Origin of the sequence: Marinobacter sp. VGCF2001 (assembly GCF_049943275.1) — a bacterium.
Classification (GTDB): Bacteria; Pseudomonadota; Gammaproteobacteria; order Pseudomonadales; family Oleiphilaceae; genus Marinobacter.
Map to the genome: position 1 here is coordinate 1 of NZ_JBNFVX010000023.1, position 20297 is coordinate 20297.

At 56.0% G+C, this 20297-nt stretch carries 18 protein-coding genes; 15 read left to right on the forward strand and 3 right to left on the reverse strand.

From position 1 onward, the window contains the following. From ACP2AU_RS15900 to ACP2AU_RS15925, 6 genes are all read left to right on the forward strand, one after another. On the forward strand, positions 1 to 2070 hold a 2070-nt coding region (locus ACP2AU_RS15900; RefSeq protein ID WP_426377202.1), incomplete at its 5' end, for a type VI secretion system Vgr family protein. After that, positions 2067 to 2684, forward strand: a complete 618-nt coding sequence (locus tag ACP2AU_RS15905; protein WP_426377203.1) for a DUF4123 domain-containing protein — start codon at positions 2067 to 2069, stop codon at positions 2682 to 2684. The genes ACP2AU_RS15900 and ACP2AU_RS15905, both read left to right, overlap by 4 nt. Next, entirely contained in the window at positions 2681 to 5347 is a 2667-nt protein-coding gene (locus tag ACP2AU_RS15910; RefSeq protein ID WP_426377204.1) for a toxin VasX, read from the forward strand. Before ACP2AU_RS15905 ends, ACP2AU_RS15910 begins: the two co-directional genes overlap by 4 nt. After that, positions 5344 to 6360, forward strand: a complete 1017-nt coding sequence (locus tag ACP2AU_RS15915; RefSeq protein WP_426377205.1) for a hypothetical protein — start codon at positions 5344 to 5346, stop codon at positions 6358 to 6360. The genes ACP2AU_RS15910 and ACP2AU_RS15915 overlap by 4 nt, the downstream gene beginning before the upstream one ends. Positions 6361 to 6440: 80 nt before the next feature. Beyond that, positions 6441 to 7052 carry a DUF3592 domain-containing protein gene (locus tag ACP2AU_RS15920; protein WP_426377206.1) on the forward strand — a complete coding sequence of 204 codons (612 nt, stop codon included), beginning with the start codon at positions 6441 to 6443 and terminating at the stop codon, positions 7050 to 7052. 33 nt (positions 7053 to 7085) lie between these two features. After that, positions 7086 to 7784: a DUF3592 domain-containing protein gene (locus ACP2AU_RS15925; RefSeq protein ID WP_426377207.1), complete on the forward strand. Its 699-nt coding sequence runs from the start codon at positions 7086 to 7088 to the stop codon at positions 7782 to 7784. A 13-nt stretch (positions 7785 to 7797) separates the two neighbouring features. Here ACP2AU_RS15925 and ACP2AU_RS15930 read toward each other — a convergent pair whose 3' ends face one another. Beyond that, a complete protein-coding gene (locus ACP2AU_RS15930; protein WP_426377208.1) occupies positions 7798 to 8184 on the reverse strand; it encodes a thiol-disulfide oxidoreductase DCC family protein in 387 nt (128 codons plus the stop codon). A gap of 206 nt (positions 8185 to 8390) precedes the next feature. Between ACP2AU_RS15930 and ACP2AU_RS15935 the strand changes: the two genes are divergently transcribed. The 3 genes from ACP2AU_RS15935 (at position 8391) to ACP2AU_RS15945 (ending at position 11797) form a co-directional block, all read left to right on the forward strand. Then, positions 8391 to 9491, forward strand: coding sequence for an AI-2E family transporter (locus ACP2AU_RS15935; protein ID WP_426377209.1), 1101 nt, complete (start codon positions 8391 to 8393; stop codon positions 9489 to 9491). A gap of 105 nt (positions 9492 to 9596) precedes the next feature. Next, complete coding sequence (locus ACP2AU_RS15940) at positions 9597 to 10739, forward strand: zinc-binding dehydrogenase (protein WP_426377210.1); 1143 nt, start codon at positions 9597 to 9599, stop codon at positions 10737 to 10739. Further along, positions 10739 to 11797, forward strand: coding sequence for a proline racemase family protein (locus ACP2AU_RS15945; protein ID WP_426377211.1), 1059 nt, complete (start codon positions 10739 to 10741; stop codon positions 11795 to 11797). The genes ACP2AU_RS15940 and ACP2AU_RS15945 overlap by 1 nt, the downstream gene beginning before the upstream one ends. Positions 11798 to 11832: 35 nt before the next feature. Here ACP2AU_RS15945 and ACP2AU_RS15950 read toward each other — a convergent pair whose 3' ends face one another. Continuing rightward, a complete protein-coding gene (locus ACP2AU_RS15950) occupies positions 11833 to 12735 on the reverse strand; it encodes an AraC family transcriptional regulator (protein WP_426377212.1) in 903 nt (300 codons plus the stop codon). Positions 12736 to 12878: 143 nt separating this feature from the next. On the opposite strand from ACP2AU_RS15950, the gene ACP2AU_RS15955 reads away from it, so the two are divergent. From ACP2AU_RS15955 to mmsB, 5 genes are read left to right on the forward strand one after another with little or no spacing between them, the layout of a single operon-like run. After that, entirely contained in the window at positions 12879 to 14372 is a 1494-nt protein-coding gene (locus ACP2AU_RS15955) for a CoA-acylating methylmalonate-semialdehyde dehydrogenase (protein ID WP_426377213.1), read from the forward strand. A 49-nt stretch (positions 14373 to 14421) separates the two neighbouring features. Continuing rightward, a complete protein-coding gene (locus ACP2AU_RS15960; protein ID WP_426377230.1) occupies positions 14422 to 15588 on the forward strand; it encodes an acyl-CoA dehydrogenase family protein in 1167 nt (388 codons plus the stop codon). 28 nt (positions 15589 to 15616) lie between these two features. After that, positions 15617 to 16396, forward strand: coding sequence for an enoyl-CoA hydratase (locus ACP2AU_RS15965; RefSeq protein ID WP_426377214.1), 780 nt, complete (start codon positions 15617 to 15619; stop codon positions 16394 to 16396). A 12-nt stretch (positions 16397 to 16408) separates the two neighbouring features. Next, positions 16409 to 17482 carry an enoyl-CoA hydratase/isomerase family protein gene (locus tag ACP2AU_RS15970; protein WP_426377215.1) on the forward strand — a complete coding sequence of 358 codons (1074 nt, stop codon included), beginning with the start codon at positions 16409 to 16411 and terminating at the stop codon, positions 17480 to 17482. Between the two features lie 47 nt (positions 17483 to 17529). Next, entirely contained in the window at positions 17530 to 18417 is an 888-nt protein-coding gene (gene mmsB, locus ACP2AU_RS15975) for a 3-hydroxyisobutyrate dehydrogenase (protein ID WP_426377216.1), read from the forward strand. Here mmsB and ACP2AU_RS15980 read toward each other — a convergent pair. Continuing rightward, positions 18402 to 19145, reverse strand: a complete 744-nt coding sequence (locus ACP2AU_RS15980) for an SGNH/GDSL hydrolase family protein (protein WP_426377217.1) — start codon at positions 19143 to 19145, stop codon at positions 18402 to 18404. The genes mmsB and ACP2AU_RS15980 overlap by 16 nt on opposite strands. Positions 19146 to 19361: 216 nt before the next feature. Between ACP2AU_RS15980 and ACP2AU_RS15985 the strand changes: the two genes are divergently transcribed. Then, entirely contained in the window at positions 19362 to 20267 is a 906-nt protein-coding gene (locus ACP2AU_RS15985) for a homocysteine S-methyltransferase family protein (protein WP_426377218.1), read from the forward strand. The last annotated feature ends 30 nt before the right edge of the window (positions 20268 to 20297 follow it).

The following is a 20297-nucleotide window of genomic DNA, read 5'->3' on the forward strand; positions in this document are numbered from 1 at the left end:
GTCGTGGTTGGCTTTGCGCTGACCGAACGGCTGTCTGATCTGTTCCATGGCCGCTTACAGCTGGCCAGCACCGACCCGGATGTGGCCGCCGCCGATGTACTGGAACAGCCGGTCGACCTGGTGGTGTGGCAGGACGGCCAGCCCCTGCGCCGGTTTACCGGCGTAGTGAACGAATTTATGCGGGGCGACACCGGCCACCGCCGAACCCGCTACGAAGTGGTCATCCAGCCGCCGTTATGGCGCCTGGGCCTGATGCACAACAGCCGCATCTTCCAGACCCAGACCACCGACGCCATCGTGCGCACCCTGCTCGAAGAGCGGGGCATTGTGGACTCGATCTTCGACCTCAAACGCCCACCGGAAGAACGGGAATACTGCGTCCAGCACCGGGAAACCGACCTGCAGTTCCTGGAACGCCTGGCCGCCGAAGAAGGCTGGCACTACCGCTATCAGCATGGCAGTGTGGACGGTGAAGAACAACCAGCGTTAATCTTCGCTGACCACCACGGCGACGCCCCGAAGCTGGAGCCGGTTACCTGCAACACCAAAGCCGGTGGTAGCACAAAGCAGGCCTGCGTGTTCCAGTTCGCCTATGAAGAACGTGTGCGGGCGTCATCGGTGGCGATGAAAGACTACACCTTCAAGAACCCCGCCTACGCCCTGATGCACGAACACAGCGCTGCCGACGCGAACCACCGGGAAGACTACCAGCACTACGACTACCCCGGCCGCTACAAAGCCGATGCCAGCGGCCAGCCGTTCACCCAGAACAAACTGGATGCTCTCAGAAACGACGCGGCCATCGCCAACGGCAAAAGCAACCGCCCGGACTTCACCCCCGGCGCCAAAGTGGCACTGCAGGACCACGACAGCCAGACCCTGAACCGGGAATGGCTACTCACCGCCATCACCCACACCGGCAAACAGCCCCAGGCCCTGGAAGAAGAGGGCGGTAGCGAACCGACCAGTTACCACAACGAATTCAGCGCCATCTCGGCCGACAAAACCTGGCGGCCGTTGTGCAACCACAAACCGCTGATGGACGGCCCGCAGATGGCTCTGGTGACCGGCCCGGAAGGCGAAGAAATTCACTGCGACCAGTACGGCCGGGTGAAAGTCCGGTTCCCGTGGGATCGCTATTCCAAAAATGACGAACACTCAAGCGCCTGGCTGCGCGTGGCCCAGGGCTGGGCCGGTGGCCAATACGGCTTCATGGCATTACCCAGAATCGGCCACGAAGTGATCGTGTCTTTCCTCGACGGCGACCCGGACCAGCCCATCATCACCGGAAGAACCTACCACGCCACCAACACACCGCCGTACGCGCTGCCGGAACACAAAACCCGGACCACCCTGAAGACCAAAACCCACAAGGGCGAGGGCAGCAACGAACTGCGCTTTGAAGACGAAGCCGGCGAAGAACAGGTCTACTTGCACGCCCAGAAAGACCTGGACCTGCTGACGGAAAACAACCGCACTGAAGTCATCAGGAACGACAGCCACCTGACGGTGGAAAACAACCGCTTCAGCCACACCAAAGGCAACCGCCACCACACCACCGATGGCGAACATCGCGAGAGTATCGGCGCCGACTATAGCCTCACCGTAAACGGCAGCCACCACAGCAAGCAGGGCAAAAACCAGCTGGTGGAAGCGGGCACCGAAATCCATCACAAGGCTGGCATGAAGATTGTGATTGAGGCTGGAGCTGAGGTGACGCTGAAGGCTGGTGGAAGCTTTGTGAAGGTGGATCCGAGTGGGGTGACAGTGTCTGGGCCTTTGGTGAGGATGAATTCCGGGGGTGGGCCCGGGAGTGGTAGTGGGGTTGGGGTCAAGGGGCCGTTGTTGCCAAATGTGGTGACTCATGATGCTTTATCTGAGCAGCCAGTCTCAACACTTCCCCATACCGAGACACGGCATTCCGGTGATACTCAGTTTATAAACGCGGACCAGCTGCGACCGATTGAGGCTGACCTGAAACAGGCCGCAAGTTTCAGAAATGCAGCGAGAAACGAAGAAACTTTTTCGGAGGTTTGCTCTGTGAGATCAGACCAGGGGATTTCTTCATGACGCTGCAGAGTTCGAACATTCAAGGAAGCCTGTCTCCGTCCGACAAAAAAATGTTCATGTTGTTTGATGGAGCGATCGCGGGTGGCCTGCGAAGTTTGTATGAAGAGAGCCTGGATGTATGCCCTTTAATGGTACTTAAAGACGGCGTTTTCGATGGTGTATCAGCATTAGGGCCGATGATTGCTGATTTTGGAGCGAGCATAGTACTTCAAGAGCTGTGGGCGAAGAACCATCCCTTAGTGGCGAGGGCTTCGGTCTTGCATACGTCTTATGGTGAGTCAGCATTGTTGGACTTTATGCGATCTCGGGTTCAGGTGATGATGCCGGAGGGGCACGCTGTCTGGCTAAGGATTGGTGATGCCAAGGTAGTGTCGAGACTAGCTGGAGTTGACGGTCGTTTACCCGCTCATTTTTGGTCTGGCATTAAAAGCATCTTTTTTCGTTCAAGTGATGGATCGATGACTCAGTATCGCCCTTCACCCTCCGGGATGAGTGACGAACAAAAGGAAGGACAATTCGAGTCTAATCTGGTGGCCCCATGCTTTCAATTTAGCTTGGATTTGCTGGCTGCTCTGGATTCTTCTGCGGATAACCAACACAGGGACGTGTTATGACTTATTGCGCAACTTGCCCACTAATGACGGCTTTTCTACCCCTTCGATACGCCATCGGCCCTATGCGCTATGAGGGAGAGCTCTTAGGTGGGCTGGAATTGCCCGATTTGCCGGACCTGTTTCCTAATATTGATCGCTATACTGATCTTCAGGATCGGAATCTTGGACTCGTTCCTCGATTTCTGAGAGATGGCTGGTTGTATGTTTGGAGTGAGTTCGAAGGGAGGTTAATTGAGTATTCGGTCAATGATTCCCTGCTTCAGGAAACGACCCGAGGTGGAGAGCTTGTTGATCATCGCGGCAATGTCTACTTGTCTTTACCCTCTGGTGAGCCTGCTGATGTCGCCTGGAGTGAGAATCAATGGTCTGACGCTCATTTCGAAATGATTGTGAATGAACCGGGTCAGCGCAGAAAGTTTATGCGCAGGATTGTGCCAGGAGGTTCACCGAACACTCAGTTGCTTGATGAAAAGACCTTTTATGCCTTGCCAGAAGTTACCTCCATTGAGGAGTTTGACTGGACTGGCCTGACTCCAACCATTCCCCACTGGCCTCGGTTGGAGCGCTCTACCCGGCGATTTGACCAGCGCGTGATGGGGATAGTGGACGATCCATGGGGTGTTACCGAAGATCTGGCCGCATTGGTTCGTCTGACTCACGATAACCAGGAGAGGTTAAGAGCCAGATTCGGTGGAGAGTGGAGTTTGGCGAAGACGATCAAGGATCTTTATGAGACTGATCGCCAGCTTGAAGCGAAACTTCCTGAACTTGTAGATCTGCCGAAATTACAGAGAGTGTGGCGGGAATCGGATGAGTCTCAGTCACATTTTGAAGATGTTGTTGCTGGGCTCCTTGATTCCTGGATCCTATGGATGGATACCCTTGAGTGTGCGAATGGCCCTGAAACCCTCGCAAGTTCATGCGAGAGCCTAGATCTGGCTAAAGAAGATCATCACACCATTCTGCAGGAAAAATTCGGACTTGCTTTGCTTGGTCCATCTTATTTTAGTAAAGGGGCCGGGGCTATCGGCCGCCTAGCCGCAGTTCAGGGGGAGGGGACTCGCTGGTTCTGGAATGCGTTGCTTGGGATAAGAGAGCGTGTATCACTCGGTGACGTCGAGAAGCTAGTATCAATTGGTGATATGGCTAACGATTCTGTTGAAGATCTATCCAAAGCTGCCACGGCTGTCGTTGCCGCCATAAACTCTAAGGTGTCGGGTTTAGTGGGGCGGGCACCAATTCCATCGGCTGTGCCGACTCAAATACTTTTCAACGCTATTTCGCCTGCAGCCGCAGTTGAATTGAGAGGATTCCCGTATCGAATCTCACTTTTAGGCAGTGGCTTTTTGGTGTCTGGATTGGCACGAACAGGCCAGACTTTGGCAGTGGAAAGTGTTAGTGCATTTCAATCTAATCAGTGGCTGAGTGAGGCGGCGCGAGAAGGAGCAAATAGCAACATACCTCGCGGTCAATTGAATGCCGAGGTGCCTAGCGTGCCTGTCATTCGGGCAATGGCTGCCAATTCGGGAAAATACTTTAACGGTAATCCCTATGGCCTGATAGATGGATTGGTCAAGGCCCCGCTGCGATCAGTTTTGGTTGTTTTGACTGGAATTAACATGGTCTCTGCGAACAGTGCCTTGGGTGTCGGTGCCGACCGTGATTTGCACGGTTTTGCTAGAGCATTTGGTGGTGTGACCGGCTTTGCCGCAGCGTTTATGTCGCTGCAACATAAGATTGCAGAACTGAATTGGGGGGAGGGATTATCAAGATCTATTAATCCCGAGGCACTAAGTCATGGGATTGGAGCTGCCGCAGCATTTGCTTCTGCTCTTACCGCGGCCTTCGATATTGTTATTTTTGGTGTGCAGGCGGTTGAGTCTTATCGTGCCGGAGATTTCGATACTGCCGCCGTTGAAGTTGGTTTAGTTGGTATTTCTTCAGGACAGTTGGCGTTAGGCGTACGAGCTTTTAGGGCATATAGAGAAGCTAGAGCTGTAGCTTTAGGACTGCAGACTGCTTCTGCTGTTAGAGGATTGTCTAGACTGGGAGGATGGTTTACTGCATTGTCGCTTGGTTTAACCGCATCTTTGATTGGCGGATTGGTCGCACGCTATTACCTCGAAAATACACCTATTGAGCGTTGGTTAGCAAATACTCGATTTGGTGTGATGCCTGCTGCTTGGGCCGGTAATTATAGGAGCGAAATGGAGCGGCTATATGCTGTTGTTTTTCCGATTACATTCAGGCTTGAGAGAGTTCCTAGGTTAAACCCGCGTACCGGAATTCATATTCAAGACTGTTGGCTGATATTGGAGTTGGTTGGGCAGGAAAGATTGGAGTCCGACATGATCGAATTTACAGGAAATGAGCTAAGAAATGGGGTTACATATCGATCTCTGGCATGGCTAGAAGAGCAATTGAGAACAATATCTGATTCCGAGGAAAAAGAACGAATTTTACAACCGAATCGAAAAGCCGTTGTTTGGTCAGGCGCTGACTTCTCAATTCATGAGGGCACGAGAATTCACAATGCGGCTTCAACAGCTACTTATCGGCGTATCTACCACAATGATGATCAGATATTTGGGCTGCAAGGGCAATTGATATACCGCCCTCAGCCTGGTCTTGAAATGCCTCCGATAGAGGTTGATATCTGGTGATTGAGAATGCAAAAAAACTATTTGATTCGACAGTTAATAAGGTAGGGAGCTCATCGAGTGCTCGGGTATTACACAGTGATGCTAGCAGTGGTCATTTACCATCCAAACCGAGTCTTGTTGAGGCGCAAAATGAGACCTATATGGCGTTAAGAACGGGCAGTGCCGAGAGTAAAGGTATGCTCACTGGCTTTGGTTTTCTTGTAGGCGGGTACGGTGTAGTACTTTTTCTCCTGATCATTGGGTTTGGAAACGCTTTGAGTTCAGATTGGTGGCTTTTGCTGTGCTCAATTCTAGGGATACTTGTGCCGGCGGCTTGGGAGAGCACCCGCCCTCCGTCGCTACCAATAGTATTCAATCGGCGCACACAGGAGATCTATTATGATCTTAAAGGAGAGCTATACCATGCAGCCTGGGAAGGAATAGAGGCCGTTGCCTATGAATATAGAATGGTTAATCAATACTCTGGATCTATTGTCCATGGAAACCTGGAAATTGTTCTTCAAAAGTTTGGAGACCCCGGTAACCGAGTTGCACTGAACTTGTCGGGTATTTCTGCAGGTAAGCGGCTGCCAACGCTGGTTGGCATCTGGGAATATCTGCGTTGTTTCATGACCATTGGTCCCTGGTTTGATGAGACCGGACGAAAGACGGAATCCAAGAGCCGGTTCGTTGAAGAAACGTTAGAATCTGGGCAAGTTTCATTTCTCGACTTGATTCTGGATTCGAGAACTTTTTTGGGCCAGGAACGAAAGGAAGGCAATGGGATTTCGGGAAGCACGGTTATCGAATGGATTGGCTCCTATCTTTTGTTTCCGGTGGCATCGGGTATGGAGTTCATACAAAGGGTTGATCGAAAGAGGTCAAGGAAACACTGGCCTGAAGTCGTCCAAGAACGCCTAAAACCACACGGCCCCACAACCCGACTGATCGATATCGAAGAAAACTACATGGTGCAAAAACAGAAGGAGCTGGACGAGCTTCATGAAAGAATGCGCAAAACTCTTCCCCGGTAGGTATTTTCTCAGCAGAGCCAATCGTACGCTGCGTTGATAACCAGCCTCAACCCATTAACTAACCTCTCAGCGCCAGAAAAATGCTCAGAAAAAACCACATTGATTGGCCGCTCCTGTGGTCAGCAATAAAAGCTGACCTAGGCATTATGCTAACGATGCTGTGCGTAGGAATAATCACCACCGCTGTGGGTGGTGGCATTTTCTACGTCGACTTTGGCGACTGGGGTGCCATGATTGCGGGAGGTTTCTTTGCATTGATGGGCGCTGGGTTGGTTCTGCTTGCTATCGTCATGACTTACTCGGGTACCAGCTACCTCTACGGCCAGGCCTTGCTACGGAAGCACGGTGTAGAGGTGGACGGCGTACTGACCAAAAAAGAAGCGGATTGTCAGTTTCATCAGGAATACGACCATCGAAATGAGCCACAGGGGGAAGGGCATTATCAGTGTAACCTTCTGATTGAGTTTGATTTTCAGTTTGATGGCCAAAATCACAGCGGGGCCTTCTATCTGAGTAAGCTGGCAACATTCGACAAGTTGCGGGAGGGTGACCCCGTGCCCCTCAAGGTACTCAGGTTTGATCCCTCCGTTCACAAGGTACGAGAGCGGCGTCTGGCAAATATGTTGAAGGGGCGTGAGCCCCAAATGCCTTCTCTCGTTCCCGAAGGGGCCGAAATTGGTCAGCTGGCTTAAGGAAAGAGACCCCAAAACACAAGGATTGAACCATTGAAAACCCTGAATATCCTCAAATACGTCTTCACACTCATTGGCGCCGGTATGCTTATTGGTGCGGTGATGAGTTACAGCAGTACGGTGTCATTTATCGAGCGAGCTACGGAAGCCACGGGCACGGTCATTGATCTGGAGCGCTCTCGCTCCAGCGATTCGACAACCTATTATCCGGTGGTCGTTTTCGAGAATATCCGTGGTCGGGAGATCGAGTTCCGGTCGCGCTCCGGCTCAAATCCGCCGTCGTTCAGTCGCGGCGAGAGGGTATCTGTGTTTTACGAGCCGTCGGCTCCGGAGAGTGCTCGAATCAACAGTTTCTTCTCCCTGTGGGGGCTGCCCATGATTCTTGGAGGTATGGGGCTCGTGTTTGGCGCCATTGGCGGCGGGATGCTGTTGTTTGGTTGGAAGAAGAGCCGCTCACAGGCCTACCTGAAAGGTCACGGGACGGAGGTGCTCGCGACATTTTCGTCAGTTGAGCAAAACACCAGCCTGACCGTGAATGGCCGTAACCCTTTCCGCATTGTCTGCCAGTGGCAGCATCCGCAAACCGGTGAGCTTCATGTATTCCGAAGCGATAACCTGTGGTTTGATCCGAGTAATCATATTCACAGGGAAACGGTGCCCGTACTGGTCGATGAGGCCAACCTCAAGCGCTATTGGGTGGATACCTCATTCCTGCCCAAGCTGGCCAGCTAGCAGCCTATTTGCCTCAGGTTCCCGGTGGGCACGAGTTTTCGTGGCCCATCGCACAAGCGTATTTACGCTCATACCGTTTGTCGGCCCAGGTTTCATAAATCCGTCGGGCAACGGGATAAATGACGGGCCATAGCAACGGTTTAAACAACCATCCAAACCGCGTATGCGACCAGGCGCGCACATTGGCGTGCAAGCCCGTTACCCATTCTCCGGTCCAGCTCATCAGGTGCAGGCGGCGCAGCAGTTGTTCACGAGAGAGCAACTGGTCGCTGGTCGCGTTCTGTTCATGAATATCGGCGAACAGAAGATGACCGGCCTGCAGTTTTCGAAGTGTGCGTATTTCCCGCGCGCACAACGGGCAGGAGCCATCGTAGAACAGGGTATCGTACTGCGGAGACATCGCGCCTTTCCTCCGAATCGTTTGCATCGCCCGGATATACGATATGCAACGAGCGAGCGGTTCAGTCGCATTCCGTACATTTGTTCATTCCCGGATAATGCGGCTATTCCCTCTAAACGCTACACTGACCTTCTAATCCGTTGCGCTGACCATCGTGTTAGCCAATCTGCGTCACAGTTCAGGCTCAAGAAAGGTACCGCACACTCATGGATGACCAGAATTCCGAACATCCGGCATCAAACATTGAGAAATCGCCGTCCATAGCCGATCTCTCTACACCGATTTATGGTTTGTTCATCCTCGGCATTCTGTACACGCTGTATCTTGCCCACCAGATTGTTTTACCCATTATTCTGGCTGTGCTGACCAGCCTGTTGCTGGCGCCACTGGTGAAAAAAGCGTATCTGCGCTGGCGCTTTCCCCGGGTGGTTACCGCACTGGTGCTCGTATTAACGGTACTGGCTGGTATTCTCGGTTTGGGCGCTGCGGTTGCCACGCCGACACTGGAGTGGGTGCAAAAAGCGCCGGAAGGGCTGTCGCGCCTGTTGGTGGGCGAGAATGAAATCATGCAACAGATCGACAAGGTCACCCGCTCAGCCGAACAGGTTGAACAATCGGTAGAAGGGTTGTCTGAGGATCAGGGGGTTAAGCCAACAACGGTAGTCTTGCAGACTGATTCCTGGCGCAGCCAGCTTATAGCCAAGGCCCGGAATGGCATTGCGGGTCTCGCTCTGGCGTTGGCGCTGACCTATTTCCTGCTGGTGAGCGGCGATCGGTTGATCCGTAATTTCGTCAAGCAACTGCCGCGTTCCCAGCGCAAGACGGTTTTGAGAATCACGCACGATTCCCAGCAGCAAATCGCCCAGTTTCTGGCAGTGCTCGGCCTGAGCAACACCTCCGTGGGACTGCTCACCGGTTTGATCTGTTGGGCGGTGGGCTTGCCAGACCCGGCCGTCTGGGGCCTGATTGCTGGCCTGGCGCGGTTTATTCCCTATCTCGGTAATATGCTGACAATCACATTGCTGGCCATCGTCTCCGCGATATCGCTGGATGCGCTCTGGATGATGGCATTGGCCCCGGCCAGTTTCATATTGCTGACCACCATTGTCGGATTTTTTCTGGAACCCTGGATTCATGGCTTCCGCATGGCCATTAATCCGGTCATCATTTTTGTTTCGATCTTTTTCTGGGGTTGGCTCTGGGGGCCGGTTGGCGTTCTGCTGGCGGTGCCGTTGATGACCGTTATTCAGGTGGTGCTCAAACAGATTCCCCGTCTTCAACCGGTATACCGGGTAATTGCCCGCTAGTGTCGGCGCCGACTGGTCAATAGCTGCAATTGCCCTGACACACCTGACAATCTTTCCTATTCTGTCTGGATAGCCCATTCACCAGAACAGGGAGGTCTGTAGCCGATGATTCCGTCCTTGATGAAGGCCATGGTGCTGCAGGGCCATGGTGGCATTGATCAGCTCAAGTATCAGGAGGTGCCCGTTCCCAAGCCTGGGAAAGGCGAGGTGCTGGTGCAGGTAACCGCCACCGCCAAGAACAACACCGATCGCAAGGCCCGTGAGGGGTTGTATCCCACCAAGAAAGGGGAAATGACATCGTTCCAGATGGGCGGCAAGCCCACGCTCACATTTCCTCGCATTCAGGGGGCCGATATCGCTGGCCGCATCGTGGCCGTGGGCGAGGGCGTCAGTGAACAGCGTATCGGCGAACGCGGCTTGCTGGATTTCAATATCTATGCCGATTCGCGCACCGACATTAATCTCACTCCAGACTACTATGGCCATGGCGCTGATGGCGGGTACGCCGAGTATGTCGCCTTGCCCTCCGACCAGTTCCATCACATTCCCAATTCCGATCTGACCGATGCCGAACTCGCCGCCATGGGTATGTGTTCCTACCAGACCGCCTACCATATGCTTACCTCGGCCAACGTTCGGGCGGGGGAGCGCGTGCTGGTGACGGGCGCCAGTGGTGGCGTGGGCACGGCCCTGATTCAGCTATGCCGCATTATCGGAGCCGTTCCCTACGCCCTGAGCCAACCGAACAAAGCCGAACCGCTTTTGAAACTGGGAGCCGAAGCGGTGCTGGACAGAACCGATATGACCAGCTTTGTTGATCGGGTGAAGGCAGAGACCGGCGGCAAGCCGTTGGACGCGGTGATGGATCTGGTGGGCGGTGACATGAGCGACCGATTCATCGACGCGATGATTTTCGACATGAATACCCGCCATACCTATCCGAGACTGAGCATCGCCGGAGCCAGTGGCGGCAACATCAGCGAGATTCTGTGGACCCGGATCTACCTGTATCAGGTGCAGATTTCTGGTGTTTCCCATGGCACCCGGGACGAAGCGGAACAGCTTATGAACTGGATTCGCAGCGGCGAACTGAAGCCGGTCTTGCACGGCGCTTTCCGGTTATCCGAGCTGCATCGGGCCGAGGAATATTTTGTGAACCGTGGCAGCCATTATCTGGGCAAAATTGTCATCGTGCCGGATGCCCAATGGCCGGAGCACGGGCAACCTTATGCATTGGAGGCGGGCTGATGAAACCGGAACTGACCCTTCAGTTGATGGATACCCACGCCGGCGGCGATGTCAGCCGTATTGTGACTGGTGGCGTCGATCCGCTGCCTGGCGCCACGGTGCGGGCCCAGATGGAATACCTTCGGGATAATGCCGATGGCTTGCGCCAACTCCTGCTGGAGGAACCCTACGGTGTTCCGGAAATGTCGGTGGATTTGCTGGTGTCGGCTAAGGATCCAAGGGCGGCGGCCGGTTACATCATCATGGAAGTGATGGGGTATCCCATCTACTCCGGCTCCAACACCATCTGCACGGCCACGGCCGTGCTCGAATCCGGCATTGTGCCGAAGCAGGAGGGCAGGCAGCATTTCCTGCTGGAGTCGCCGGCGGGCCTCGTCAACATTGAGGCCACTGTGCGGGACGGTGTGGTGGACGCCATTACCTGCGAGGGCTTGCCCAGCTATATCCATACCCACAACGCCAGCATAGAGGTTCCGGGCATTGGTCAGGTGGCATACAGCGTGGCTTATAGTGGCGGATTCTATGCTTTGGTGGATGCCAGCTCACTGGGGTTAAACCTGAACCTGCCCGAGGAGCGCGACCTGGCCCGCACCGCGCACGCCATCGTCGAGGCCATTCAGGCCGAACGCGGATTTTCCCATTATACCCTCGGCGATGTCGGGCCTCTGCCGTTTCTGCATTTCATGGGGCCGGAGGTGAAAGTGGCCGAGGGCCATTATCGGTCGCGTTCCGCTACCTACGTGCACCCTGGTGTGATTTGCCGAAGTACCACCGGCACCGGTACCTCGGCCCGGCTCGCACTGATGCATTACGAGGGCCGAATCCAGCCCGGGGATAAACTGGAAACTGTGTCTTTGCGTGATACCGGCTTCATCGGGGAGTTCACTTCGGTGGAAACCGAGGGGGAATATCAGGTCATCAAAAACAGTATCACGGGCAAAGCCTATGTGATTGCGCGCTCGGACATCGTGGTCAATTGCGATGACCCGATGGTCGAGTGTGATGGTCTTCACCACATTCTGTCTGGCCGGCATCGGCGTAACTCCGCCCCATCGTAGAATCAGGCAGAGTGGTGTAATAGCGGCATCGGGCATCAGTGCCGTGCGATATGGCGATAATCGCTCGGGGATTTCCCCATCACTTTCTTGAACAGTCGCGAAAAGTAATAGGCATCGTCATAGCCCAGTTGCCGGCTGATGTCGGCGAAGCTCTGGCTGGTGGTATCGAGCAATTCACAGGCCCGCTCCACTTTCAGATGCAGAAAGTGCTGGATGGGAGAAACGCCGGTTTGCTCCCGGTACCGGGTAGCGAAATGGGCGGGCGACAGGCCGGACAGTTCGGCCAGCTGGTTCAGGGTTAGCCGCTCCTCCAGGTGCTCCCGCATGAAACTGTGCAGCGAATCCAGCTCGGCCTGCCGGGCCTGACTGGTTTCGTCGGCGTTGATGGGCACGGCGGCCAGCAACTGTCGGAGCCGATTGCTGGCGTGGATCAGCCCCCGGGCCCGGAAGCCCGTCTGTCTCACCGACAACAGGCCGTTGAAATCCACCAGTAACCGAGGCTGCCTGCCCAGGTGCCGGATTCGGGTGTTGTCATCAAAGCCCATGTACCGGGCGAAGTCTTCGGCGAGCGGCCCGGTGTAGTGTACCCAGTGAATGGTCCAGGGGTTGTCCGGGTCGGCTGTGTACCGATGGCTGGCGCCCGCCGGCAGTAGCAGGAGGTCGCCGGCCTCTACCGTGTGAGGCTCTCCAGCCACGTTGAGAAAGGCCTTGCCATCGGTGCAATAGATCAAAAGATTATCACGATGGTGTTCCCTATGCATGTGATGCCCGGCCGCTCTCCGATAATGCCCGAAGGCAAGGGGATACAGCTCCCGGGTGAGCGGATGTGCCGCCAACAGCCGCACAATAGGCTCTGGAACCACATAGCGAACACTGTCGGTAGGTACCGGCCATTGGGAGGTTTGCGTTGCAGGTTTCTTGGTTGGGATCTCGGCCATCGAAAAATAATCCATTATGGGCGAAATTTAGTCAATCACCAACCGTAAATCCGCGTGCTAGTCTTTCTTCAAATCATCGTCGGATCTGCCTTGTTATCGGTAGGCCGGCTCATCCCGGATAACAACAAACAGGGAACATCATCATGAAGAAAGTACCGCAGTTTATTGCTGGGGAATTCGTTCAAAGCCAGACCCGGAACTGGATTGACGTCACCAACCCGGCCACCAATGAAATCATCGCTCAGGTGCCATGCGCCACTGCCGACGAGATGCGCCAGGCCATCGACAATGCCGGCGAGGTCTTCAAAAGCTGGAAAGAGACGCCGGTGTCTGAGCGCGCGCGGGTGATGCTGCGTTATCAGGCGTTGCTGAAAGAGCATCACGACGAAATTGCCGAGATTCTGGCCCAGGAAACCGGTAAGACCTTTGACGACGCCAAAGGCGATGTCTGGCGCGGTATCGAGGTTGTCGAGCACGCCGCCAACGTAGGTTCGCTGATGATGGGCGAGACCGTTGAAAACGTAGCGCGTGAAGTGGATACCCATTCCTGGATCCAGCCGCTCGGTGTGTGTGCCGGCATTACCCCTTTCAACTTCCCGGCCATGATTCCGTTGTGGATGTTCCCCATGGCCATTGCCTGCGGTAATACCTTCATTCTTAAACCTTCAGAGCAAGACCCGCTGACGCCGACCCGTCTTGCGGAACTGTTTGAACAGGCGGGCGCACCGAAGGGCGTACTGCAGGTGGTTCACGGAGCGAAAGAACAGGTGGACACCCTGCTGACAGACCCCGCCATCAAGGCCATTTCCTTCGTCGGTTCGGTGCCGGTGGGGCAGTACATCTACGAAACCGGCACCCGCAACATGAAGCGCGTACAGAGCTTTGCCGGCGCGAAGAACCACATGGTGATCATGCCGGATGCCGACAAGCAGCAGGTAATCAACGCCCTGGTGGGTGCCTCCGTGGGAGCCGCCGGCCAGCGTTGTATGGCGATCTCGGTTGCCGTCTTTGTGGGCGCTGCCCAGGAGTGGATTCCGGAGCTGAAAGAGGCCATGGCCAAGGTGCGCCCCGGTGCCTGGAACGACTCCGGGGCCAGCTACGGCCCGGTGATCAGCGCCAAGGCCAAGGAACGAATTGAATCGCTGATTGCTACCGGTGAAGCCCAGGGCGCCCAGCTGCTGTTGGACGGCAGAGGCTGCACCGTCGACGGCTTGCCCGAGGGCAACTGGGTAGGGCCGACGCTGTTCAGTGAAGTGACGCCCGACATGGATATCTATAAAGACGAAATCTTTGGCCCGGTACTGTCCTGCGTCAACGCGGAGAACCTTGGCGATGCCATCGATCTGATTAACGCCAGCCCTTACGGTAATGGTACTTCCATCTTTACCAACCATGGTGGTGCGGCGCGCCGGTTCCAGCATGAAATTGAGGTGGGCCAGGTGGGTGTGAATATTCCCATTCCGGTGCCCCTGCCGTTCTTCTCGTTCACCGGCTGGAAAGGCTCCTTCTATGGGGATCAGCACGCCTACGGCAAACAGGCGGTGCGTTTCTACACAGAGACCAAAACGGTGACCTCCCGCTGGTTCTCCAGTGAGGCGACCTCCTCAGAGGCCAACTTCTCCATCCAGCTTCGTTAATCGCGTTGTCGGTGAGTGGATTGGATGAGTACAGACGAGGAGAGGAATGATGGATTTCGATCTCACTGAAGACCAGCAGGCGTTCCGGGATGCGGCCCGGGCGTTTGCGGAAAAATCCATGGCGCCCCACGCTGCCAGGTGGGATGCCGAACATATTTTCCCGGTCGACGTTATGAAAGAAGCCGGGGCCATGGGCTTTATGGGTATCTACACGCCCGAAGCACTGGGCGGTATGGGCTTGTCACGCCTGGACACCTCCGTGATTGTGGAAGAGCTGGCGGCGGCGTGCCCGTCCACCGCCGCTTTTATTACCATCCACAACATGGCCACCTGGATGGTGGCGAATTTCGCCTCTGAAGATCTTCGCCAGGAATTTGTGCCCAAGCTCGCCAGTGGTGAATGGCTGGCTTCTTACTGTTTGACTGAACCCGGTGCCGGCTCCGATGCCGCCAGCCTCAGAACCCGTGCGGTTCGGGATGGCGACAGCTACGTGATCAACGGTAGCAAGATGTTCATCTCCGGTGCGGGGGCAACCGATATTCTGGTGCTGATGGCGCGTACCGGCGACGCCGACAGTGGCTCCAGGGGGATATCTACCTTCGTAATCCCGGCGGATGCCGAAGGTGTCTCCTACGGCAAGAACGAGGAAAAAATGGGATGGCACAGCCAGCCCACGCGCCAGGTTACCCTGGAAGACGTTCGCGTGCCCGCCGGCAATCGGGTGGGTAATGAGGGCGACGGCTTCGCCATTGCCATGAAAGGTCTTGACGGTGGCCGCCTGAACATCGCCACCTGTTCCCTGGGCGGCGCTCAGGCCGCTTTGCTAAGAGCCCGGAATTATATGCACGAGCGCCAGCAATTCGGCAAGCCGCTGGCGGCTTTCCAGGCCTTGCAGTTCAAGCTGGCGGACATGGCCACCAACCTGGTGGCTGCCCGGCAAATGGTGCGTTTGGGTGCGTTCAAACTCGACAGTGGCGACCCGGAGGCCACCCTGCATTGCGCCATGGCCAAACGCTTTGCTACTGACGCCTGTTTTGAGGTGGTGAACGAGGCTCTGCAGTTGCACGGCGGCTACGGTTACATCCGGGAATACCCGTTGGAACGCTACCTTCGGGATTTGCGGGTACACCAGATTCTGGAAGGTACCAACGAAATCATGCGCCTGATCATCGCCCGCCGGCTGCTGGACGACGGCGTTGCCAAAGCAATCCAGTAACCGACCATGGACCACAGAGGAATTTGTGATGAGTGAACTGATTCAACTGGAAAAACGCGGCCACATTGCGGTATTGACCATCGCCAATCCGCCGGCCAACACCTGGACGGCCGATTCCCTCGCCATACTGAAAGCGACGGTGGAAGAGCTCAATGCGGACCGGGACATCTTCGCGCTGGTGGTGACGGGCCAGGGTGAGAAGTTTTTCTCCGCCGGTGCTGATCTGAAAACTTTTGCCGATGGTGATCGGGCAAAGGCGAATGAGATGGCGCAACGATTCGGCGAGGCATTCGCAGCGCTGACGGCGTTCCGCGGCGTATCGATTGCCGCCGTAAACGGTTACGCCATGGGTGGTGGCCTGGAATGTGCCCTGGCCTGTGACATCCGCATTGCCGAGGAACAGGCCCAGATGGCCCTGCCAGAAGCCAGTGTTGGCTTGCTGCCCTGCGCTGGTGGCACCCAGAACCTGCCCTGGCTGGTGGGTGAAGGTTGGGCCAAACGCATGATCCTGTGTGGTGAACGGGTCACCGCGGCCAAGGCCTGCGAGATCGGGCTGGTGGAAGAGGTGGTGCCAACCGGTGAAGGCTTGAATGCGGCTTTGAAGTTGGCTGAGGGCGCTTGCAAACAGAGCCCATCCTCGATTGCGCGCTGCAAGCAGCTGGTGATGAGTGCCCGTGACGGCCGCAGCCACAGCGATGGCTGGCGCATGGAGCGGGAACTCTTCGTAGAGCTGTTCCATACCGAAGATCAGAAAGAAGGCGTCAACGCGTTCCTCGAGAAGCGTGCGCCAGACTGGAAAAACCGATAACCCGGGCCTGCTATGAGTGACCAACCAATCGTATTTGAAGAATGGGCAACCGGCAGCGGTGAACTGATTGCCGTGGCCCGGCTGAACACGCCGCGTAATCTTAATTCGCTGTCGATGGACATGATCAGCCTGCTCAGGCCCCAGCTCAGCCGCTGGGCTGAAGACCCGAAAGTGCAGGCGGTCTGGCTGGAAGCCGAGGGAGACAAGGCCTTCTGCGCTGGCGGGGATATTGTGTCCCTGTACCGGGCCATGACCGAGCCGGGAAAACTGGCGGAAGGCGAGCGGTTCTTCAGCGAAGAGTACGCGCTGGACTACCAGATTCACACCTTCCCCAAGCCCGTTGTGTGCTGGGGCAACGGCATTGTCATGGGCGGCGGCATTGGCTTGATGGTGGGTGCCTCCCATCGGGTAGTAACTGAACATTCCAAACTGGCGATGCCGGAAGTGAGCATTGGCCTGTACCCGGATATCGGAGCCGGTTGGTTTCTGAACCGTATGCCCATGCGCACCGGGCTGTTTCTCGGGCTCACCGGCGCCCGTATGAACGGCGCGGATGCACTGTTCGTGAATATGGCTGACCGGTTTGTCCGCCACGATCTGAAAGGGCAGGTAGTGGACGCCTTGAAAGCGGCGGACTGGCAACAGGCCAATGCACACGCAGTGGTGAGCGCGGTGCTCCGGCAGTTTGAACAACAAAGCCGCGATGCCATGCCGCAATCCGCCGTGCGCGCGCATTTCGACGATATTCAGCAGGCAACCGACGCGGATTCTCTTGAGCAGGTTATTGCGCAACTGACTGAACTGGGCGCTCGCGAAGACTGGCTGGGCAAATCGGTGAAAGGGCTTAAAACTGCATCCCCCACCTCGCTGTCGTTGATGTGGCAGCACTACCATCGCAGCCGCCTTCACAGCCTCAAAGAGGTGTTCGACAACGAATTGCTGATGTCCCACAGCAGCCTGGAAAAAGGCGAATTTGCCGAGGGTATACGGGCCCTGCTGATTGACAAAGATATGCAGCCCCGCTGGCGCTTCGCATCGCTCAGGGAGGTAGACAGCGCCTGGATTGACGAATTTTTCAGCCAGTAACCCGCGCGCAGACAGCGACGGCCCGAACAACAACAAGGAGAAGCAAGATGGCGAAAATTACCTTTATTGGCCTTGGCAATATGGGCGCCCCCATGGCGACCAATCTGGTCAAGGCCGGCCACGACGTCACGGTGTTTGATTTGTCCAAACCGGCGGTTGAGGCGCTGGTTGCCGAAGGTGCCCGCACGGCGGATTCCGGCAAAGCCGCGGCTGAAGGTGCTGAGTGTGTGATTACCATGCTGCCGGCTGGCAAGCATGTGGAAGCGGTGTATCTGGGCGAAGACGGACTGATTTCAGCGCTGCCAGCCGGTACGTTAGTGATTGATTCATCCACGATTGCACCGGAAACGGCCCGGAACGTCGCCGGACTAGCAACGGAAAGAGGACTGGCGTTTGTCGATGCCCCGGTCTCCGGCGGTGTGGGTGGTGCCAAAGCCGGCACGCTCACCTTCATCTGTGGCGGCGACGCGAGTACCTTCGAGAAAGCCAAGCCCATTCTGGAAGGTATGGGTAAGAATATCTTCCACGCCGGCCCCCACGGCGCCGGGCAGGTAGCAAAGATCTGTAATAATATGCTGCTGGCGATTCTGATGGCGGGCACCAGCGAGGCCCTGGCGCTGGGTGCCAAAAACGGCCTGGACCCAGCGGTACTTTCAGAGATCATGAAGCAGAGTTCCGGCGGTAACTGGGCGCTGAATGTCTACAACCCCTGGCCCGGAGTGATGGAAGGCGCGCCCGCTTCCCGGGATTACCAGGGCGGCTTCCTGGTTAACCTGATGGCAAAGGATCTGGGGCTGGCTTTCGACAACGCGGTAACCAATCAGGCGTCGATTCCCATGGGCTCCCTGGCCCGGAACCTGTTCCAGTTGCACGCCGGGCAGGGCAACGGAGAGTTGGATTTTTCCAGCATCCTGCGGCTCTATAAACCGGAGTAACGCTGCAACGGCGATGACAGCGCCCAGTCCTGCTCTGACAGTGCCTGCGCAATGGTGCTGTACCCCTTGGCACTGGGGTGGTAGCCGTCCCGGGCCAGCAGGGCAGGGTCTGCTACGATGGGATAATCGAGGTAACGAAAATGCTCCGGCTTTCGGCTGGCCAGTGCCTGATACACCCGGTCCAGCTGCCGGGCCCGCCACCCCATCATCTGGCGTAGCGGCGAGGGCAGGGCAGAGAACTTCTCCATGGGCGGGATGCTCAGCAGCGTAATGGGGGCCGGATACCGGGGCGTTGTCATGTCACGCAGTGCAGCAAGTTGCCGGCGAAAACGGCCGCGGGGCGTAAAGCCGGTGGTGTCGTTAACGCCCATGCTCAACAAAACGGCGTCTGCCGCTGGCAAATTTTTTTTATCCAGCGTTTTGAGCAACTCACCCAGCCGGATGCCATTCACGCCAATGGTATGCCAACTCACGCAAAGCCCCGACCGCTGATGCAGCCTCAGCGCCAGCTGGCTCGCCAGCCCCTCGGAATGGCGTTCGACACCCACGCCGGCTGCCGTAGATTCCCCAAGCACTAGCAGCCGGAAAGTGGGCGCACCCTCTCCATACTGGCCAAAGCACTCTCCGATGGCTTCCGGCAAACGCGGCGTTACTCGCCGGGCACGCTTGCCCTGGTAAAGCAGTACCGGAAACAGCAAAGCCGTGGTCAGCCAGAAAGGCGCGTGCATGAAAGATCCTCTCAAAGGTGAAGAAAACCCAAGTATCGCAGCAATCACCCTCGCCAAACCAGCGAGAGACAGCATTTGGCCAGGAGTTACAAATTCTTTCGGCACTTCCCCTGCTTTAGCAGACGCGCTAATGTTCGGGCGGCGGAGTAATGCGCAGAAGGCAGGTAATCTGTGAGCGTGTTCCTAGTCTAATTATGACTGGCAAGTGGTTATGTTATGAATAATATATTTCTTTTAGATGGCGGTGTTGGCCAGGAAATCTACAAACGTGCCGGAAAACCGGCCAGTCCGCTATGGTCAGCCAAAGTCATGATGGACAACCCTGACATTGTGAAAGCCGTGCATCAGGATTTTATCAGGGCAGGGGCGAGCATTATCACCGTCAACAGTTACGCCTGTACCCCCACCCGTCTGGCCCGCGACAGCCAGGTTGAGCTGTTCGAAAAGCTGCAGTTGCAGGCCTTACAGACAGCAGCCAGTGCAAGAAGCGAGCTGGGGCTGACCGCTGGGGATGTGTCAATTGCCGGGTGTCTTCCCCCTTTAACGGCGAGCTACATCGTCGACGAGCGTGGTTTTTCAGAGTTGAAACAGGAATATGAGCAAATCGTCGCCATTCAAAACCCGGGGGTGGATCTGTTCCTGATTGAGACCATTGCCAGCATCAAGGAAGCCAAAGCCGCAGTTGAAGCGGCGCTGCCAAGCGGCAAACCGGTTTGGCTGGGTTTGACGCTCTCAGACACAACCCCGAACCAGTTGCGGTCCGGGGAATCGATTGAGGAAGCACTGAGCGCATTGAAACCCTATGTTTTGGGTGCCTTGCTGTTTAATTGCTCGTTCCCTGAAATAATTGGAAAGGGCCTTGAATCCTTAATGGAACTGGAAATGCCTTTCGGGGGCTATGGCAATGCGTTTACCTCGATAACGGCTCTGAAGCCTGGAGGTACGGTTAATCTGTTGTCGGAGCGGAAGGATATGGGCGAAGAGCAGTATGCGGCGCAAGTTATGGACTGGGTGAGTAAGGGCGCAACGGTGGTAGGCGGCTGTTGTGAAGTCAGTCCTGCGCACATCAGCTATCTTCGTGATCAGTTGCGGGCAGGCGGATACCGCATCATTCCGGTGTAACCCAGGGGCACCGGGTCTTGATCATCCAGG